The 17038-nt window shown below is 52.8% G+C and carries 12 protein-coding genes; 7 read left to right on the top strand and 5 right to left on the bottom strand.

The window, feature by feature from the left end:
- Nucleotides 1-12 precede the first annotated feature (12 nt).
- On the top strand, nucleotides 13-1083 hold the full coding sequence (gene pdxA / locus ABD843_RS05645) for a 4-hydroxythreonine-4-phosphate dehydrogenase PdxA (protein WP_345079808.1): 1071 nt from the start codon (nucleotides 13-15) through the stop codon (nucleotides 1081-1083).
- Nucleotides 1084-1294: 211 nt separating this feature from the next.
- On the opposite strand, the gene ABD843_RS05640 is transcribed toward pdxA, so the two are convergent.
- Complete coding sequence (locus ABD843_RS05640) at nucleotides 1295-2191, bottom strand: helix-turn-helix transcriptional regulator (protein ID WP_345079806.1); 897 nt, start codon at nucleotides 2189-2191, stop codon at nucleotides 1295-1297.
- 235 nt (nucleotides 2192-2426) lie between these two features.
- Here ABD843_RS05640 and ABD843_RS05635 point away from each other — a divergent pair, with 235 nt between their 5' ends.
- From ABD843_RS05635 to ABD843_RS05625, 3 genes are all read left to right on the top strand, one after another.
- Complete coding sequence (locus ABD843_RS05635) at nucleotides 2427-6845, top strand: beta strand repeat-containing protein (protein WP_345079803.1); 4419 nt, start codon at nucleotides 2427-2429, stop codon at nucleotides 6843-6845.
- A 288-nt stretch (nucleotides 6846-7133) separates the two neighbouring features.
- Nucleotides 7134-9191 carry a hypothetical protein gene (locus tag ABD843_RS05630; RefSeq protein ID WP_345079800.1) on the top strand — a complete coding sequence of 686 codons (2058 nt, stop codon included), beginning with the start codon at nucleotides 7134-7136 and terminating at the stop codon, nucleotides 9189-9191.
- Between the two features lie 25 nt (nucleotides 9192-9216).
- Nucleotides 9217-10071, top strand: a complete 855-nt coding sequence (locus ABD843_RS05625; RefSeq protein WP_345079798.1) for an SAM hydrolase/SAM-dependent halogenase family protein — start codon at nucleotides 9217-9219, stop codon at nucleotides 10069-10071.
- Here ABD843_RS05625 and lpxD read toward each other — a convergent pair.
- The gene (gene lpxD, locus ABD843_RS05620; RefSeq protein ID WP_345079796.1) at nucleotides 10068-11102 is read right to left on the bottom strand and encodes a UDP-3-O-(3-hydroxymyristoyl)glucosamine N-acyltransferase; all 1035 of its coding nucleotides are present in this window, start codon (nucleotides 11100-11102) and stop codon (nucleotides 10068-10070) included. The genes ABD843_RS05625 and lpxD overlap by 4 nt on opposite strands.
- A 513-nt stretch (nucleotides 11103-11615) precedes the next feature.
- Here lpxD and ABD843_RS05615 point away from each other — a divergent pair.
- The 3 genes from ABD843_RS05615 to ABD843_RS05605 all read left to right on the top strand — a co-directional run bounded on the left by ABD843_RS05615 (nucleotide 11616) and on the right by ABD843_RS05605 (nucleotide 14693).
- Nucleotides 11616-12137 (top strand): hypothetical protein, encoded by a 522-nt coding sequence (locus ABD843_RS05615; RefSeq protein WP_345079793.1) that lies wholly within the window; start codon nucleotides 11616-11618, stop codon nucleotides 12135-12137.
- Nucleotides 12138-12335: 198 nt separating this feature from the next.
- Nucleotides 12336-14006 carry a T9SS type A sorting domain-containing protein gene (locus ABD843_RS05610; protein ID WP_345079790.1) on the top strand — a complete coding sequence of 557 codons (1671 nt, stop codon included), beginning with the start codon at nucleotides 12336-12338 and terminating at the stop codon, nucleotides 14004-14006.
- A 204-nt stretch (nucleotides 14007-14210) separates the two neighbouring features.
- Nucleotides 14211-14693 (top strand): TlpA family protein disulfide reductase, encoded by a 483-nt coding sequence (locus tag ABD843_RS05605; protein WP_345079787.1) that lies wholly within the window; start codon nucleotides 14211-14213, stop codon nucleotides 14691-14693.
- Nucleotides 14694-14747: 54 nt separating this feature from the next.
- On the opposite strand, the gene ABD843_RS05600 is transcribed toward ABD843_RS05605, so the two are convergent.
- The 3 genes from ABD843_RS05600 to ABD843_RS05590 all read right to left on the bottom strand — a co-directional run bounded on the left by ABD843_RS05600 (nucleotide 14748) and on the right by ABD843_RS05590 (nucleotide 16954).
- Nucleotides 14748-15362, bottom strand: a complete 615-nt coding sequence (locus ABD843_RS05600; RefSeq protein WP_345079784.1) for a hypothetical protein — start codon at nucleotides 15360-15362, stop codon at nucleotides 14748-14750.
- Nucleotides 15363-15509: 147 nt separating this feature from the next.
- Nucleotides 15510-15983, bottom strand: coding sequence for a DinB family protein (locus tag ABD843_RS05595; protein WP_345079782.1), 474 nt, complete (start codon nucleotides 15981-15983; stop codon nucleotides 15510-15512).
- An 11-nt stretch (nucleotides 15984-15994) separates the two neighbouring features.
- Complete coding sequence (locus tag ABD843_RS05590; protein WP_345079779.1) at nucleotides 15995-16954, bottom strand: AAA family ATPase; 960 nt, start codon at nucleotides 16952-16954, stop codon at nucleotides 15995-15997.
- Between the last annotated feature and the right edge of the window lie 84 nt (nucleotides 16955-17038).

Here is a 17038-nt window from a genome sequence, read left to right as displayed (position 1 = left end):
TAGCACCAACTCATGCATACAAATAGCGAAAAACCGGTAATAGGCATCACCACGGGCGACCTCAACGGTATAGGCACAGAGGTCATCATAAAGACCTTTGCCGACAACCGTATACTCGACCTCTGCACCCCGGTCATATTCTCGTCCAACAAGGTCATCAATTTCTACCGCAAGCTCACGGCCGACGTGGTCATCAACTTCAATAGTACGAAGGACCTTACCAAGCTCAACCCCAAGCAGGTCAATATCTTCAACTGCTGGGAAGAGGATGTGCCCATACAGCCGGGTGTGCTCACCGATATAGGTGGCAAATATGCCGTGCGCTCACTGATGGTGGCCACCCAGTGCCTGAAGGATGGCCAGCTCGATGCTATTGTCACCGCCCCCATACACAAGAGCAATACCAACCTGCCCGACTTTCCCTATACAGGCCATACGCCCTTCTTCAAAGAGAAATTCGGAGCAAAGGATGTGCTCATGATACTCTACAGCCATTCGCTGCGCGTGGCCCTGGCCACAGAGCATATACCCATATCAAAGGTAGCGGGCGCCATCACCAAAGAGCTGCTGCAGAACAAGCTGAACATACTGCGCGAGGCCCTCATCAAGGACTTCGGGGTAGACAAGCCGCGCATAGCCGTGCTGGGCCTCAATCCACATGCCGGCGACGAAGGGCAGATAGGCTCTGAGGAGCAGACCATCATACGCCCCGTGGTAGAGGCTTACAAGCAGAAGGACGCCCTTGTGTTCGGCCCCTACAGCGCCGATGCGTTCTTTGCCAGCGGCCACTACACACAGTTCGATGGTGTGCTGGCCATGTACCACGACCAGGGCCTTGTAGGCTTCAAGACACTGGCCAAGGGCGAGGGTGTGAACTATACCGCAGGCCTGCCCATCGTGCGCACCTCGCCCGATCATGGTACCGCATTCGATATAGCAGGCAAAGACATCGCCGATCCCTCATCGCTCCGCGAAGCGGTCTTCCAGGCGCTCGATCTGCTGCGCCAGCGCGCCAACTATGCCGAGAACACCGCTAATCCCATGCGCCGCGGTAAGATAGAGAAGGAAAGATCGGAAGGATAACTAAATAGTTAAAGGGGTAAAAGGTTAAATAGTCAAAAGGTGCCAATGTTAAGTTGGCACCTTTTTCTATTGAAAATATTCTAAGAGAAAGAAGAAGAGAACACCAGATAACAGGGACCTTTTACCCCTTTAACCCTATCACACGGAAACCTTTTAACCTTTTACCTCTTTACCCTTTTAACCAATTGCCTTTAACGAATTGACAAGAGGGTCATGCCAGCAGCTCGCATGGCTTCATGCCCGTCATCTTCTTGAAGGCAGTGCTGAAGTGCGATATGCTGCTATAGCCCAGCGTATTGGCCACATCCGTTACCGACAGGCCCTGCTGTTGCAGCAGCTCTTTGGCCCGGTCTATGCGGCGCGATTGCTGGTATTCGTGTATCGTATTGCCGGTTATGGCCTTGAAGCCCTTTTTCAGGTAGCACTCGTTCATGGCCACCTTGCGCGATAGCTCGCGTATGGTCAGCGGCTGGTCCAGGCTGTCGTTTATTATCTGTCGTGCCAGTTCTATCTTCTCGCGCTCGCTTTCGTATGCCAGGAAGCGGCACGCAGGCACCTGGCAAGGCGCAAAGGGCAGTGTGATGCACTCCAGCGCACGGCGCAGCAGGTGCATAGCATGCTCGGTATACATCAGCGACCGTATCAGCGGTGTGGCCTGCGACTCCTGCTCTACCTGCTGCAACAGCGCGCGCGATCGCGTACATACCGTGAATTGCATCTCTGTCGTCTCATCAAAGCGGAACGGCCTGTTGGCCGTCAGCGCCTCGGCAGAGAATTGTGTAAAGAAGTCTGGCAAAAAGCGAAACGAGTACACCACAGGCGCCGCACTAGGCTGGTCGGCATACTGTATGTAGCACAGTTGCAGGCAATACCTGTTATCGTCTACCGGGTACAGGAATAGCATGCCCCTGTCCTCGGCAGGCGTCTCATCGCCCTGTAGCAACACCTCTATGCGCTCTGCCGTCACGGCATTGTTCACCTGTATGGCCACAGTGTGCAGCGTGCGTGCGGCATTGCCCAGGAAACGGTCTACCGCATAGGCGTGTGTGCTTGTATGTATGGCCAGTTCTATCACGGGCACAAAGGTAAGGGCTTTGTTAGCATACATAGTACGGGCGGTATACTGTGGTATATTGCAATTTACGATCGTATGACGGCCTTTACCCTATATTTATTGCTAGTAATTGCATCTCAACGAATTATAAACAATATATTATTTTTTTTGTAAATTAGTTTATTATTAGTACCTTGCTGTTCTTCAAGATCAATGTAATACTGCCATGACCAAAATGTTACGTTTTTGTTTTCTTATTGCTGCCCTTTTAGCCGGTCGCCAGCTAGCTTTGGCACAAACAACGGTTTTCAGCGATGACTTCACCGCTCCTCCAGGCTTCGCTCCTGCAGGCTATACGGTGGTCACGGGCAACACCGATTTCAACCCCGGCAGCTCTGCCAATGTACAGATAGGTGGCTCTGCGGGTAGCGTCCTGCTCACCCCCAATCAGCTGGCCCCATGGGTCAGCGTGGGCACCTCACCGGTAGGGCTTATCAATAATGGGTTCGCCCAGGCCACGGCTCCGCTATCTACCTATACTACGCCTTTCAATACCACTATCGGCCTCAATACCCAGATCGTCTCATGGACGTTCAATATGCGTACCGGCCTCGATCCCTCGGGCCTTGGCGATGGCTTTGACAATGCCGTGGCCATACTGGCCTGCGATAACCCCGATGTACGCAATGCCGGCAGCGGATACGCAGTTATGTTCGACCCCGCTCTGCTTTTCGGGGTACAGCTTGTAAAGTATACCGGGGGCCTGCTGGGTACGGTCACGCCTATCATCTCGTCCGGTCCCTTCCTTTTCGCCCCTACCAACTATACTACCATTCGTGTAGTGTTCGACCCCTCTACCACACGCTGGACGCTCTTTGTACGCGATGATGGTACCGGCGGCTTCTCTGTGCCTTCATCGGGTGTACTCACGCCCGTAGGTGTAGTGGTAGATGCCTCCTATACATCCATACCCATGACCACCTTTGGCTTCTATGCCAATTACAGCGCTAAATACCTGGGTGCAGGCCCCGATGCCTTCAATGCCTATTTCGACAACTACTCTGTTACCCTCATTTGCGCCGACATTACCGGGGAGCTCAATACCTGTATAGGGTCACACACAAAGCTCTCTCACCTTAGTACCGATGGCACCTGGAGCAGCATGAACCCCGCAGTAGCTACCGTGATCGATACTTCGGGCTGGGTCACAGGCGTATCGGCCGATACTGTCACTATTATCTATTCTTCCCCTACCTGCTATACCAGTGCAGTGGTTACCGTAGCACCCATAGTGGCTACCCCCGTCACCGGCGATACTGCGCTGTGCCGCGGAGAAAGCTCCACATTTGCAACAGCCACATTCGGCGGCGCGTGGAGCAATATCCACACCACACTGGGCACCATAGATGCGGGCACAGGCACATACACTTCGCTGCTCGCCGGTACCGATACCGTTATATACACATTGGGCCTGGGTTGTACATCAGAGAAGACCATAACGGTCGATTCTGTAGAGAGCATCACTGGCACAGCCACCGTATGCCCGGGCACTACCACCACCATGGCCAATGTGGTGGCAGGCGGCACATGGTCTAGCGCCGATATCACCAAGTTCACCGTTGCCAGCACTACAGGTGTGGTAACGGGCGTAGCCGCCGGAGTGGCAGATATCACATACACTACGCCGTTCGGTTGCACCAGCCATACACCCATAACCGTGAATGCCTTGCCTGCGGCCATTACCGGCGATACGCGCATATGTGTGGGCAATAGTACCACGCTCAGTAATACATCTGGCACCGGCACCTGGGCCAGCTCTGATGTGGCTATAGCTACCATAGATGCAAGTACCGGCAGTATGACTGGAGTGGACGTTGGTACGGCCACCATCACTTATACGGCTACCTCTACAGGCTGCTATATCACCACCGTAGCAACGATAGATGCCGCTCCTGCGGCCGTCACCGGCACGGCCATCATGTGTGCCAATACGTCGCAGACGCTTAGCCACAGCGTAGGCAGCGGCACATGGAGCAGCAGCAATACCAGCATAGCCACCGTCAATTCATCGGGCTCGGTAACAGGTGTTATCACTACAGGTGGCAATGCTACCATCACATATACACTGCCCACATCGGGTTGTACCGCCACCAGGGAGGTGACCGTACAGGCACTGCCAGGTAACATCACAGGCTCGCTCTCTGTTTGCCTCAATAGCAATACTACACTCAGCACTACCGCGCCTACCCCCAGCTGGACCAGCGGTAACACTACAGTAGCCACAGTAAATGCTACTACAGGTGTGGTAACGGGCGTTGCCACAGGTACATCGGTAATAACCGTTACCGGCACCAATGGTTGCATCAGAACGGCCACTGTAACTGTGAACCCGCTACCTTCGGGCATCACAGGTACTGCTACCGTATGTATAGCCGCCACTACTACACTTAGCTCTACCAGCACTCCCGGCACATGGGGCAGCGGCAATATACTGGTGGCCACAGTATCATCGGGCGGTGTGGTCACAGGCATATCGGCAGGTACTGCTACTATCACCTATACCAGTGGTGGCTGCTTTGTTACCCGAATAGTTACGGTCAACTCCCTGCCTACGGCATTCACCGGCCCGTCTTCGGTATGTCTTGGTTCCACGGTCACGCTCACTTCTACACCGGCAGGCACATGGAGCAGCAGCAATGCCACCACCGCACCGGTCAATGCTTCCGGCGAGGTCACAGGTTCGGCCACAGGCACTGCCAACATCACCTATACCATAGCTAACTCTTGCTATCGTGTTCGCACAATGACGGTAAATACACCACCACCTGCCATAGGCGGTCCGCTGGTATTGTGCCCCGGCTCCAGCGCCACACTTACCAATAGTGCAACGCCCGGCACATGGGCCAGCGGCACCACATCTGTGGCTACTATAGTATCGGGCACGGGTGTATATACCGGTGTCACAGGTGGTACGTCCATCATCACATATACGCAGACCTCTACGGGTTGCACTGTCAATACTACTGTTACTGTATCGGCAGCACCGCCGGCCATACTCACGGCCATCGGCGATACTGTACTTTGCCCCGGTGGTTTCACTACACTCACCGTCAGCACATCGCCCGGTGTTTCCTACCAGTGGTACAATGCGGCAGGCCCCATAGCGGGCGCTGTTTCCCCTACCTTCATCACATCAGCGGCAGGTAGCTACCACGCACAGGTCATAGTAGCATCCGGCTGCTCGTCCACATCTGTACCCATGACCGTTGCGGTCACTCCTGCTACGGCCACCATTACTGTACCGGGCGGCACCACTGCTACCTGCGCAGGTACCCCTGTTGTGCTGGAGGCCAATACTGGTGCAGGTCTCACCTACCAGTGGGAGCTTGGCGGCACTGCCATACCGGGCGCCACTAGTGATACCTATAATGCCACCACATCTGGCAGCTATGCGGTACGCGTTACCAATCCGGCAGGTTGCTGGGCGGTATCATCTACAGTAGCTGTTACGGCAAGCGCACTGCCTTCCAATGCCGTATCGGCCTCCGGTCCGCTTACCATCTGCGATGGCGATAATGTCACATTCACCGCAGCATCAGGCCCCGGCTATACCTACCAGTGGCACGATGCCACCGGGGCTATAGCCGGGGCTACAAGCATGGCTTACAGCGCTACAGTGGCAGAGAACTACTTTGTTGTGGTCACCAATGCCGCAGGTTGTACGGCTACATCTACAGCGTTCGCCGTGGTAGTGAACCCACTGCCCGATGTCAGCATCACTCCCGGCGGTATCCGCCTGTTCTGCATAGGCAGCAACGTAGTGCTCGATGCTGCACTGGGCTTCGACTACCAATGGTATAAAAATGGCACGCCCATACCTGCTGCCACCAATTCTACCTACCTGGCCACCACAGGCGGCGGCTATAGGGTAATGGTGACCGACCCTACTACCGGCTGCAGCGATATGACCCATGCCGATACCATTGTTACCGTTATCAGCGGCGCTACTACACTCGCGCTCACCCCTGCCAAATTCTGCTGGGGCGGTAGCGCATTGCTGTCTACCAGCGTATCGGGCCTTGGTAGTGCGCTCAATTACCAGTGGCAGTTCAATGGATCGCCTATAGGCGGCGCTAATGGGCCTACGCTCACTGCCGCCGCGGTAGGACTGTACCATTGTGTGGTGAATGTACCGGGTAGCTGCACCATCAGCACCAATGTCATAGAGGTGAGCAGCGTACCGCTGCCAAACCCCATAGTATCTTACAATGGTTCGTCGGTGCGCACAGGCAACTACTATATCGCCTACCAGTGGTATAAAGACCTGTTGCCCATTACAGGCGCTACATCATGGAGCACACCAGTTACCGGCAATGGCAACTACAAAGTGGCCGTTACCGATACCAATGGCTGCCAGTCGGTATCTGCTACCTATGTCCTCACCGACTGGAAAGGCCCCACTGCCGTTACCAGCATCAACGATGTGGATGCAAGCATATTCCCCAACCCTGCCAGCAATGTGGTGAACATCATATCGCCTGTATCGGTACGCGCACTCATCAGCAGTGTCGATGGCAAGGCGCTCATAGATGTACAGGAGGCAAAGACCATAGACATCAAAGGTCTTGCCGATGGTATCTACATCATCACCCTGTTCGATGGCAATGGTACCCTTATCAAAACACAGAAGCTCATAAAACAGCAATAGCATCATCTGCTTCGCATACAGGAAGGGCCCCACATGTGGGGCCCTTCTTTTTATACCTATCGGGCATCAAAAATGATATATCCCGGCATGTACCTTGTGGCCTTGTTCACACAATACCCTTGTGCGCCTTTTGTGTATTTTTCTTTTGCCCGTGACCTGTCCCCTTGTTATAAGCTAGCTCGTCTGTGACCCGTCCTCGCCTGTGAAGAGGATGCAATGGCAGTGCGTTCGCAACGCACGAGATCCACTTTTTTGTATTCCCGATCATGCTAAGTACTTTAGTGTCTCATGGCAAAGAACAGGAACAGACCACAGGCCACAGCGGGTCCATCGCGTACAGCAGGCTCATCCCGCACAGCAGGTTCACCTGCCGCAGGCAGGCCATCGGTGCAGGGAAGTAAAGAAGCGAAAGAGCCAGGCCAAAGCTGGTTTGCCGGTCGGCGGGGGCATTATGTGGTCATGGGTATCATAGCGCTACTCACGTTCACCTTCTACAAGGCCAGCCTGCAGAACCTCCTTACCAACTGGGACGATCCCGGCTATATCCGCGACAATGCACTTATAAAGGACCTCAGTGCACAGGGCCTGAAGAATATATTCTCTACGGCCATCATGGGCAACTACCACCCGCTCACCATTCTCAGCTATGCCATAGAGTACAGTTTTGTTCGCCTCGACCCCTGGCTCTACCACCTCGATAATGTGTTGTTGCACATCCTTGTCACCATACTGGTCTATGTCTTCGTACAAAAGCTCACCGGGCGGCAGGTAGCAGCGGGTGTTACGGCGCTGCTCTTCGGCCTACACCCCATGCATGTCGAATCTGTAGCATGGCTCTCCGGCCGCAAAGATGTACTGTATGGCACTTTCTATGTGGCCGCATGTATAGGTCATCTCTACTACCGCAGGGCCCATGGCAGCGGCAGGTATAAGTGGTATGCGGCCATCATTTTCTTTTTTCTCTGTTCCCTGCTGGCCAAGCCCGTGGCGGTCACACTGCCCGTCACCCTCATGGCCATAGACCTCTACGCAGAACGAAAATGGCGCACATCCCTGCTGCTGGAAAAACTACCCCTGCTGGCTATATCCATCGCCTTCGGTATCAGGTCCATGATAGACCAGAAAGCCTTCGGCTCCCTGGCCACACAGAGCGTAGAGTATGGTCCCATCGAGCGCCTGGCCGTGGGCGGCTATGCCCTCATCACATATCTCTGGAAGGCCGTTGTACCTGCCAACCTCAGTTGCTTCTACCCCTACCCTCCCAAGACCGATGGTGTGCTGCCTGCCCAATACTACATATACATAGCACTCTCGCTGGCCGTACTGGCAGGGCTCTGGCTCGTGCGCCGCAACCGCGCAGTACTCTTCGGCGCCCTCTTCTTCCTCATCAATATAGCCCTGCTACTGCAGTTCATACCCGTAGGTGGCGCCATCCTTGCCGATAGGTATTCCTACATCCCCTACCTGGGCCTGTTCTTCATAGCCGGCTGGTATGTGTCTGTGCTCTTCGAGCGTGATAAAGGCAAAGGGAAAATGGCCCTCGCCGCCCTGGGCACATATGCACTGGTACTGGGCATCGCCACATCGGCCCGCTGCAAGGACTGGTACGATACTCCCACCCTCTGGCGCGACGAGATAGAGAAACAACCCCTTGCCCCCAATGCCTGGAACAACCTTGGTTTCCACTACTTCAACAAGTTCAACGAAAGCGTGAACGAGGCCGAGCGCAGGCTCTGCTACGACTCGGCATACTACCTGCTGTCGCAGGCCATCGCCCTCGATCCCAAGTTCGTCAACCCCATCGTATCTATGGGCGAGCTGCAGCGTGGTGCCGCCAAATATGCCGATGCCAAGCGCTACTACTATACCGCCCTCAAGCTCAATAATACCGAGGGCACCGCCAATGCATACCTGGGCCTGGCCATCACCTATGCCATTACACAAGATCTCGACTCCTCAGGCATCTGCTTCCGCAATGCCATCGCTGCCAAGGCTTACTTCCCGGAGGTACACAGCAACTACGGCAACTACTTCGACATGAAGGGTATGACCGATTCCGCGCTCGTTCACTATGGCATTGCCATATCGCAGAACCCCGACATGTACGCTCCCTGGCTCAACAGGGGCAGGCTCTACCAGCGCCTAAAACGCTGCGACGAGGGCATGAAGGACTTCGAGATGGCCCTCTCCCTCATGCCCGAAATGGGAGAGATCTACTACTCCCGCTCTTACTGCTATACGCAAAAGGGCAACAAGACCGCAGCACTGCAGGATGTAGAAAAGGCACTGCAGCTAGGCTTCAGGCAAATAGACCCTGCATACTACCAGATGCTCAAAACGCGCTAGTGGCGTATCTTTACAAGGTATCTGCATGATGGTCACACTCATTACCGATCTCGGCACCCGCGATCCCGCACTGGCTACGGTACGGGGTACGCTGCTCTCTGCCCTGCCGCATGCACAGCTCACAGACCTTACGCACCACATACCACCGCAAAGCCAGCGCGAAGCCGCGCACATACTGGCATCGGCATGGCACTACTTCCCGGCAGGAACGGTGCATATCGCTCCTGTAGCGCTCTTCGTGGGTAGCCGCCCGTCCATGGCGCTCATCGCATGGCAGGGGCATTACTTCATCGCGCCCGATAATGGCCTGCTGCCACTAGCCCTTGGCGACGAGGCCGCTGCCCTTGCATGCCTCTGCCACACATACGGCAAGCCATACCATACCGGCACATGGATACAGGACGCCGCACGAATGCTGCAACGCATACATGCGGCAGATCCACTGCCGCATACGCCCATCTCTTTGCAGGCATTAAAGCCGCTACTGCCCTTGCAGACCACCGGTGCAAGTGTGGACTGCAGGGTGTTGCGTGTAGACAGGTATGGCAATGTCACCTTCGACATTCGCAGGCACGAATTCGAAGAGCTGGTGGGCATGAAAGAGTTTGGTATAGAGGTGATACTGAATGTGGCGCAAGATGCGCCCACAATGCTCTACGAACAAGAGAACGATAAGAAACAGAAACGGGTAAAGATAGAGCAGATAGCCGCCATCAGCCACCATTACAACGATGTACCCGTGGGGCACTCCCTCTGCCGTTTCAACAAGGCAGGCCATATGGAGATAGCCGTCAATCACGGCTCTGCCGCAGAGCGGCTCCTGCTCGATACTTCCGACCCCTCCAGACTATATTACAACACAGTGCGCATACGCTTCTAGCCCTGTTGCTGCTTGTTCTGTTTTTCCAGCTTGTCTATACGCTGCACTATATTGTCCAGGTTGCGGAAGTGTATGTATGCCTTGCGGTATTTGTTGGCATCAAAGGCCGGCGACCCCATATGCACCTCACCCGCCTTGGTAATGCTCTTCGATATGCCCGACTGTGCGGTGATGATGGTATTGTCGGCTATTTGCAAATGCCCTACTATACCTACCTGCCCACTGAACATGCAGTTCTTGCCTATCCGTGTCGATCCCGCTATCACATTGCAGGCCGCCAAGTAGCTGTTCTCGCCCACTTCCACATTGTGGGCTATATGTATCAGGTTGTCGAATTTCACACCTTTCCTCAGTATCGTCGATCCCAGTGTGGCACGGTCTATAGCACAGTTGGCACCTATTTCCACATCGTCCTCTATCACCACATTGCCTATCTGTGGCACCTTGCGCTGGCCCTCCTCGTTCTGCGGTTCGAAACGGAAACCATCGCTGCCTATCACCGTGCCCGAGTGTATGATGCACTTGCTGCCTATCACCGTGTCAGAGTATATCTTCACACCCGCATATATGGTGGTGTTATCGCCCACCGTCACATTATCGCCTATGTATACCTGCGGGTATATCTTCACATTGTTGCCTATGCGGGCATTGTCGCCTATCACCGCAAATTCGCCCAGATACAGCCCCTCGCCCACCTTTGCGCTATCCGATATGTATGCCTGTTTCGATACGCCTGTCTTGTTGCGCTTTACCTGGTCATACATCTCCAGCAGCTTTGCAAAGGCGGCCGCCGCGCTCTCTACGCGTATCAGCGTGGCCTTTATGGGGGCAGTGGCCTCAAAATCTTTGTTCACTATCACCAGCGATGCATCAGTGCCATATATGTACTGGGTATATACCGGGTTGGCAAGGAACGATATCGATCCCGGCCGTCCCTCCTCTATCTTCGACAGGGTGCTTACCGTCACATCAGGGTTCCCTTCTATCGTTCCATTTAATATACCGGCTATCTGTTTCGCGCTGAATTGCATAGTGTGATATGTTTCAGAGCAAAATAGAAAAAAACATTGAAAAAAATATGTTCAGTGGTTCAGAAAGCTATCAGGGCCCTCGGGCGATGTTTGTCATTCACGATCCGATCTCTTTTCTATTTTACTTCTGCTCGCTCTAAAACTTGATCTTATTGCAAAAGATCTTGAAGAATGGAACTAATGTTAGTGTTTTTGCTTTTCATGATCTGTATGTTTTCGGCATATTTTCTCGTTTGGCGATGGGGGAACCAAAAGGGCTTGCGCGGAATAGTTATAATACTCTCGCTGACGATCATTTTTTTCATCTCACTTAGTTATGTTATCGGGTTGGTACTATCGCCCAGTATGGGGCCCTAATTGTTTTTACTTATCTCATCGCGCAAAGTGCTTTCCATTGGTGTCCAACACACAACAATACTTTAGGCATTAATACGCAAATGATAAGAAGCCGCTTATTTACTGGGTGGATTCTTTAATTTTATCGTAATGCATCGCACGATATATCTTCTGTTTTTGATAACAATATTTTATGGAAAGGAATCCTTTTGTCAACCTTTGCAAAAAATATCACATTATCTTAATGACCCCTTGATATCTGAAAATGCAAAGAGTTTTTATCAAGGGAAATTTAGGGCATCTGATGACGATCGAACGTTTTCGATAATAGACAGTTTAAAAACGTCCAACAATAAGACACGGCCGTTTTATATTTTTCTAGTGAGCAAAATGCTCCCAAAAGCGGATGGGGCGTTATCTGAAGCATTGGGCCTGGCTTGTAAAGAATTTGTAGAATGGAACCCTAATTTTTTAATGTCATTTTTGTCGAGCAAAAATATTGACAGCGCATTTATTGAAGATTGGGCGGATGAAATAGCGGGTGAATTTCAGATCGATTGCGAACCTAAGGAATACCCCTGCATCGATAGTTCATTTAAAAATGCTGCAAATAATTGTTCGGCAGGCAATAGGAAAAAGTTGTCTTCGTTTTACAGATTAATTAGACGTTCAATTCTCGAGGGAAGGATTATAAAGTAAAAAGGCGGGTCTCCTCGCCAAGCCTTGAGCCCCCCCCCACTGCCGCAAGTGTTTTCACTTGTGTCCTACTCCTAGTAAGTCTTTTCGACTTGTGTCTATACCAGTTCGCCGTAGCTTGTAGCTACGGCAGGATGGAAACAGTTCGCAACATCATAAGCCAATTTTTGGTATATTTGTCTACACCTGCACCCATGTACCATGAAAGCCTTTATACTCACTTGCTGCACCATAATGCTTTGCTGCATGTATGGCAATGCCCAGTATTACATCCCCGAAAACCAGGTTTGGGCATTTGGGGATAGCGTACTGGTAAATTTCACCTCCGGCGCTCCCATTGTCAGTATATCCTCTGTACGCGCATTCGAGGGCGCTGCAAGTATTGCCAATTCTCATGGAGAGCTGCTATTCTACACCGAAGGGGAAACTGTTCATAACCGCCTCGGCAATGTAATGCCCTCCGGCACTTCCGTCATACCCACCGATTTCGATTCTTACAGCACCACACAGGGTGCCGTTATAGTACCCTTCCTTAATGATACTAATAAGTATTACCTCTTCTCCATCTCCTATTCGCCATGGGGCGGCATTTATAATGTATGCCAGCTCTCCTACTCGGTAATAGATATGAGCCTCGATGGCGGGCTGGGCGATGTGGTGCCCGGCACCGCAAACACCTTCCTCATGGATAGCGTAAGCGAAAAAATGATAGCCATTGCCGGCAATAATTGCAACATCTGGCTGCTGGCCCACCGCTCAGACTCATCTCTTTTTTACGTTTATGAAATTACCAAACATGGCATTAGCCCACCCCTTGTACAAAATGTAGGTCTGTTCTCTGCTACTGCGCTTCCCTTTGCTGGCAATGGATACCATCATGGTGCCATGAAGTGCAGCCACGACAGGCGGTCTTTATTCCTGGCATGCTATCAGTTAAACTCTATCATTGAACGTGGCACGGGTGAGTTGTACGATTTCAACCCCTCTACAGGCATTATAAGCAACTGCCGGCAAATAGCCTCCGAAGCCCTCTACAGTGCCGAATTCTCTCCAGACAAGACCAAGCTTTATGCCACCAGCATAGATACCAACCTCATTATCCAGTTAGACCTTTCCTTATCCGATCCCGCAGCCATAAAAGCATCCCGCACAAGGTTCACCACATTTTCGCCCGGCCCATATGCCTGCCAGCCGCACTCATTACGGTTAGCGCCCGACGGTAAGATATATGTGGCTGTGGCGGGCGGCCCCTACTACCTCAATAGTATTAACCACCCCAATGCCGCAGGCACCGCATGCGATTATACCGATAGCACCCTCAACCTTTACCCCCACGGCACGGCATTCAGCCTGCCCAACCTTGTATGGAAAGTACAGGGTGTTGCCGATACCATTACCGGCCCATCCAACGTGTGCATAGGAGATAGCATCATGCTCTACAATAGCATACCCGGCAGCCTGTGGACTAGCAGCGACCCGCTAATTGCCTCGGTCGATCTCGTCACTGGTAAAGTCAAAGGCATTAGTGCAGGCACAGCCACCATTACCTACAAAGTTGCTGAAGGCGAATGCTTTGCCGTAAGATACATCACAGTGAACGAATGCGAAACCGCAGTAAATACACTCGGGAACAATGCCACCATAAACATATACCCTAACCCCGTCAGTGGATCCCTAACCATCCATTGCCCCTCCTGCACCGCCGTATCCGCCCTCACTCTTTGCGATGTCGCCGGCAGGCAGATCCTCTCCGCTTCAATACCTCATACATCAGCCACTATTGACCTTTCCCCAATACCACCTGGCATTTATATATGCACTATTTCCGGCAGCTCACCAGCCACTATCCATAAAATAATTACTAAACAATAAGAGCCTGTTTCTAAGGGTACATTTCAAATATTCGCATTGCGTTTATTTTAATGATCCCCCGCGCGAACATTGGCTCTAAAGTAAAAGGCGGGTCTCCTCACCAAGCCTTGTGCGCAAGCAGGGACCCACCTCCTCATCGCAGTGCTCTCATACTATCATGGTTCAGCTTGGTGCCTTACCTTTACTATGCTAAACTACCATACCATGAGACGATATTGGATAGTATTGCTGGTCATCATCTGCTGCGGGGCACGCGCGCACGCGCAGATACCTGCCATGAGCATGGACCAGGTGATACGCAGCACCTCTTCAAAAGATACTACCTACATCATCAACTTCTGGGCCACATGGTGCGCCCCTTGTGTGCAGGAGCTGCCCGAGTTCAACGAGCTGCATAAGCGCTTCGAGGGCAGGCCCGTGCGTGTGCTCCTCGTCAGCCTCGATTTCAAGAGCGACTACCCCATGAAGCTCAATACCTTCATACAGCGCAAGCGGCTGCTGCCACAGGTGATATGGCTCAGCGATACCGACCCCAATGTCTTTGTGCCCAAGGTAGATGCCGCATGGGAGGGCTCTATACCTGCTACCATCATAGTAAACCCCAGCAGGCAACAGCGCAGGTTCATAGAGGGCCAGGTCACCGAAAAGCAGGTGGCCGCCATAGTAGAGAAGATGATGAAGGAATAAAAAAGCGGCCCCGGTATCCCGGAGCCGCCTCTGATAATGAACTGCGCCGCAGCACTAGTGCTTCGAAGCCCTTTCTTTATTCCTGGCGTAAGACACTATAGTGTGGTTCTTTACCACTATGTCGTTGTCATCAAGGTACATGTCGTTGTAGGCAATGACCGCATTGCCCTCGTACATAGCGGGGTGCATAGGCGCCTGCAATATCAGTTTCTGCACCGTAGTAGGTATGGGGCCATCGCTCACCGATGTCCACGAGTCGCCATTCTTCTTGCTGGTGCCTTCATAAGCAAAGAACACTACCTTGCCGCTCTCATCGGTTATCACCGAGTGTACATTTATGCGGTAGGTGCCATCGGGCCATTTCTCGGCCTTTAGTTTTTCGCTCAGGCCATCCACCAGGTATTTTTCCAGTGTACCATCTGCCAGCTTGCACCGCGATGGTGTGGTCACCTCGCCGGCAGCGTATATGATCTTGCCGTCCATCTGCACGGGCGATCGCATCTCACGGGTGCCCTTATCATCCCTCACAGCTACCGGCGCCATCTTGAACTTGCGACCCAGGTATGTAATTATACTGGCATCACGCTGGAACTGCTGGGCCGCCACCTGCGTGGCACCCGCACCCATTATGGCCATCATGAATATCGTAGAGGCGTATCTTCTAAGCATATGCTTGCTGTTTTTGACCTGTATCTTGTAAAGTTAAAGAATATGATAGGAATATAAGCTCATAGGTATATCCATATCTGGTAAGGGCGTATCGGAATAGGCAAAAGTTAGTGCGATACAGCATACGACCGCAATAAGCAGCCCACCCTACTGCATATCTACCCCGAACTGGCGCAGGTGGTGTGTGCTATGCTTGTACAGCAGTTGCACCTGCTGGTCATAGTTCAGCACACCGAAAAACGGATTGTTGACGGCCCTGCCCGGTTCACTCTCATATGCTTTGAAGAAATGGTCCACCTCTTCCTGCAGTTCTGCTATGGCGGCCTGCTTGCTTGTATGGCGCAGCGCTGGCGGCTCATCGGCCATCAGCGAGTTGGGCGTATTCTCCCTGAACGGTTTTTCACTCTCCAGGAACGCCTGCATGCGTGGCAGGTGCTCTGCGGGTGTTATCACATCCATATAGGTGCGGCCGCTGGCTATGCGTATATAGTCGCTCATATGCTCTATCATCTGGCGCACATTCATTTTGCCCCATTTACGACCGGCATTCTCGTCCAGTTGTTGCAGCATGGCGGTATATCCGCTCCTCAGGAAGTTCGCTTTCTGTTGCAGGTTCTCCATGGTGATATTTTTTACATCAGTTGTTTTATGAGCGCCTCCTGTGTCATGCCTTCTGCCTCTGCCTTATAGTTGCGCAGTATACGGTGGCGCAGTACAGGCATTGCCATAGCGCGTACATCTTCTATATCGGGCGAGTACTTGCCGTTCACCAGTGCGTGGCACTTGGCGCCCAGCACCAGGTACTGGCTGGCACGCGGCCCTGCGCCATAGGCCAGGTACTGCGTAGCGGCCGCGGCTGCTCCCGCAGTGCCGGGGCGTGTCTTCTGCACCAGGCCTACGGCATACTCCAGCACATTATCGGGCACCGGCACACGCCTCACCAGCTCCTGGAAGTACAGTATCTCTTCAGCGCTCATCACCTTGCTCAGCTCGGGCACGCGGGCACCAGTAGTATTGCGTACCACGGTCACCTCTTCGGCAAAGCTGGGGTAGTCCAGCGTCACCTGGAACATAAAACGGTCCAGTTGCGCCTCGGGCAGGGGGTATGTACCTTCCTGCTCTATGGGATTCTGTGTTGCCAGTACAAAGAAGGGGGCGGGCAGTTTATATACCACACCGGCCGCCGTCACATTGCGCTCCTGCATGGCCTCCAGCAGTGCCGACTGTGTTTTGGGCGGCGTACGGTTTATCTCATCCGCAAGTATGATGTTGGCGAATATGGGGCCTTTTATGAACTGGAACGCACGCTGTTCGTTCAGTATCTCGGCACCTACTATGTCACTCGGCATCAGGTCGGGGGTGAACTGTATGCGCTTGAACGAGAGGTCCAGCACATCCGATATCGTCTTTACCAGCAGTGTTTTGGCCAGGCCGGGCACACCTACCAGCAGGCTATGGCCGTTGCACAGTATGGCTATTATCAGTTTCTCCACCACATCTTCCTGGCCCACTATCACATTGCCTATGTTCTTCCTTATATCCTTTACTTTCTGTTTCAGCGCATCGGCTGCGGCTATATCTGTTGCGTACATCGGTTGTCCTTTGCTGTTTGTGCCGGAATGGTATACCCGGCCTTTATCGAACGGGAAAGTTCCATTATTTTGCGTAAACAAACA

Source organism: Nemorincola caseinilytica (assembly GCF_039540515.1).
Lineage (GTDB): Bacteria > Bacteroidota > Bacteroidia > Chitinophagales > Chitinophagaceae > Nemorincola > Nemorincola caseinilytica.
The sequence above is the reverse complement of the archived record's forward strand: the minus strand, read 5'-3'. Positions and strand labels throughout refer to the sequence as shown.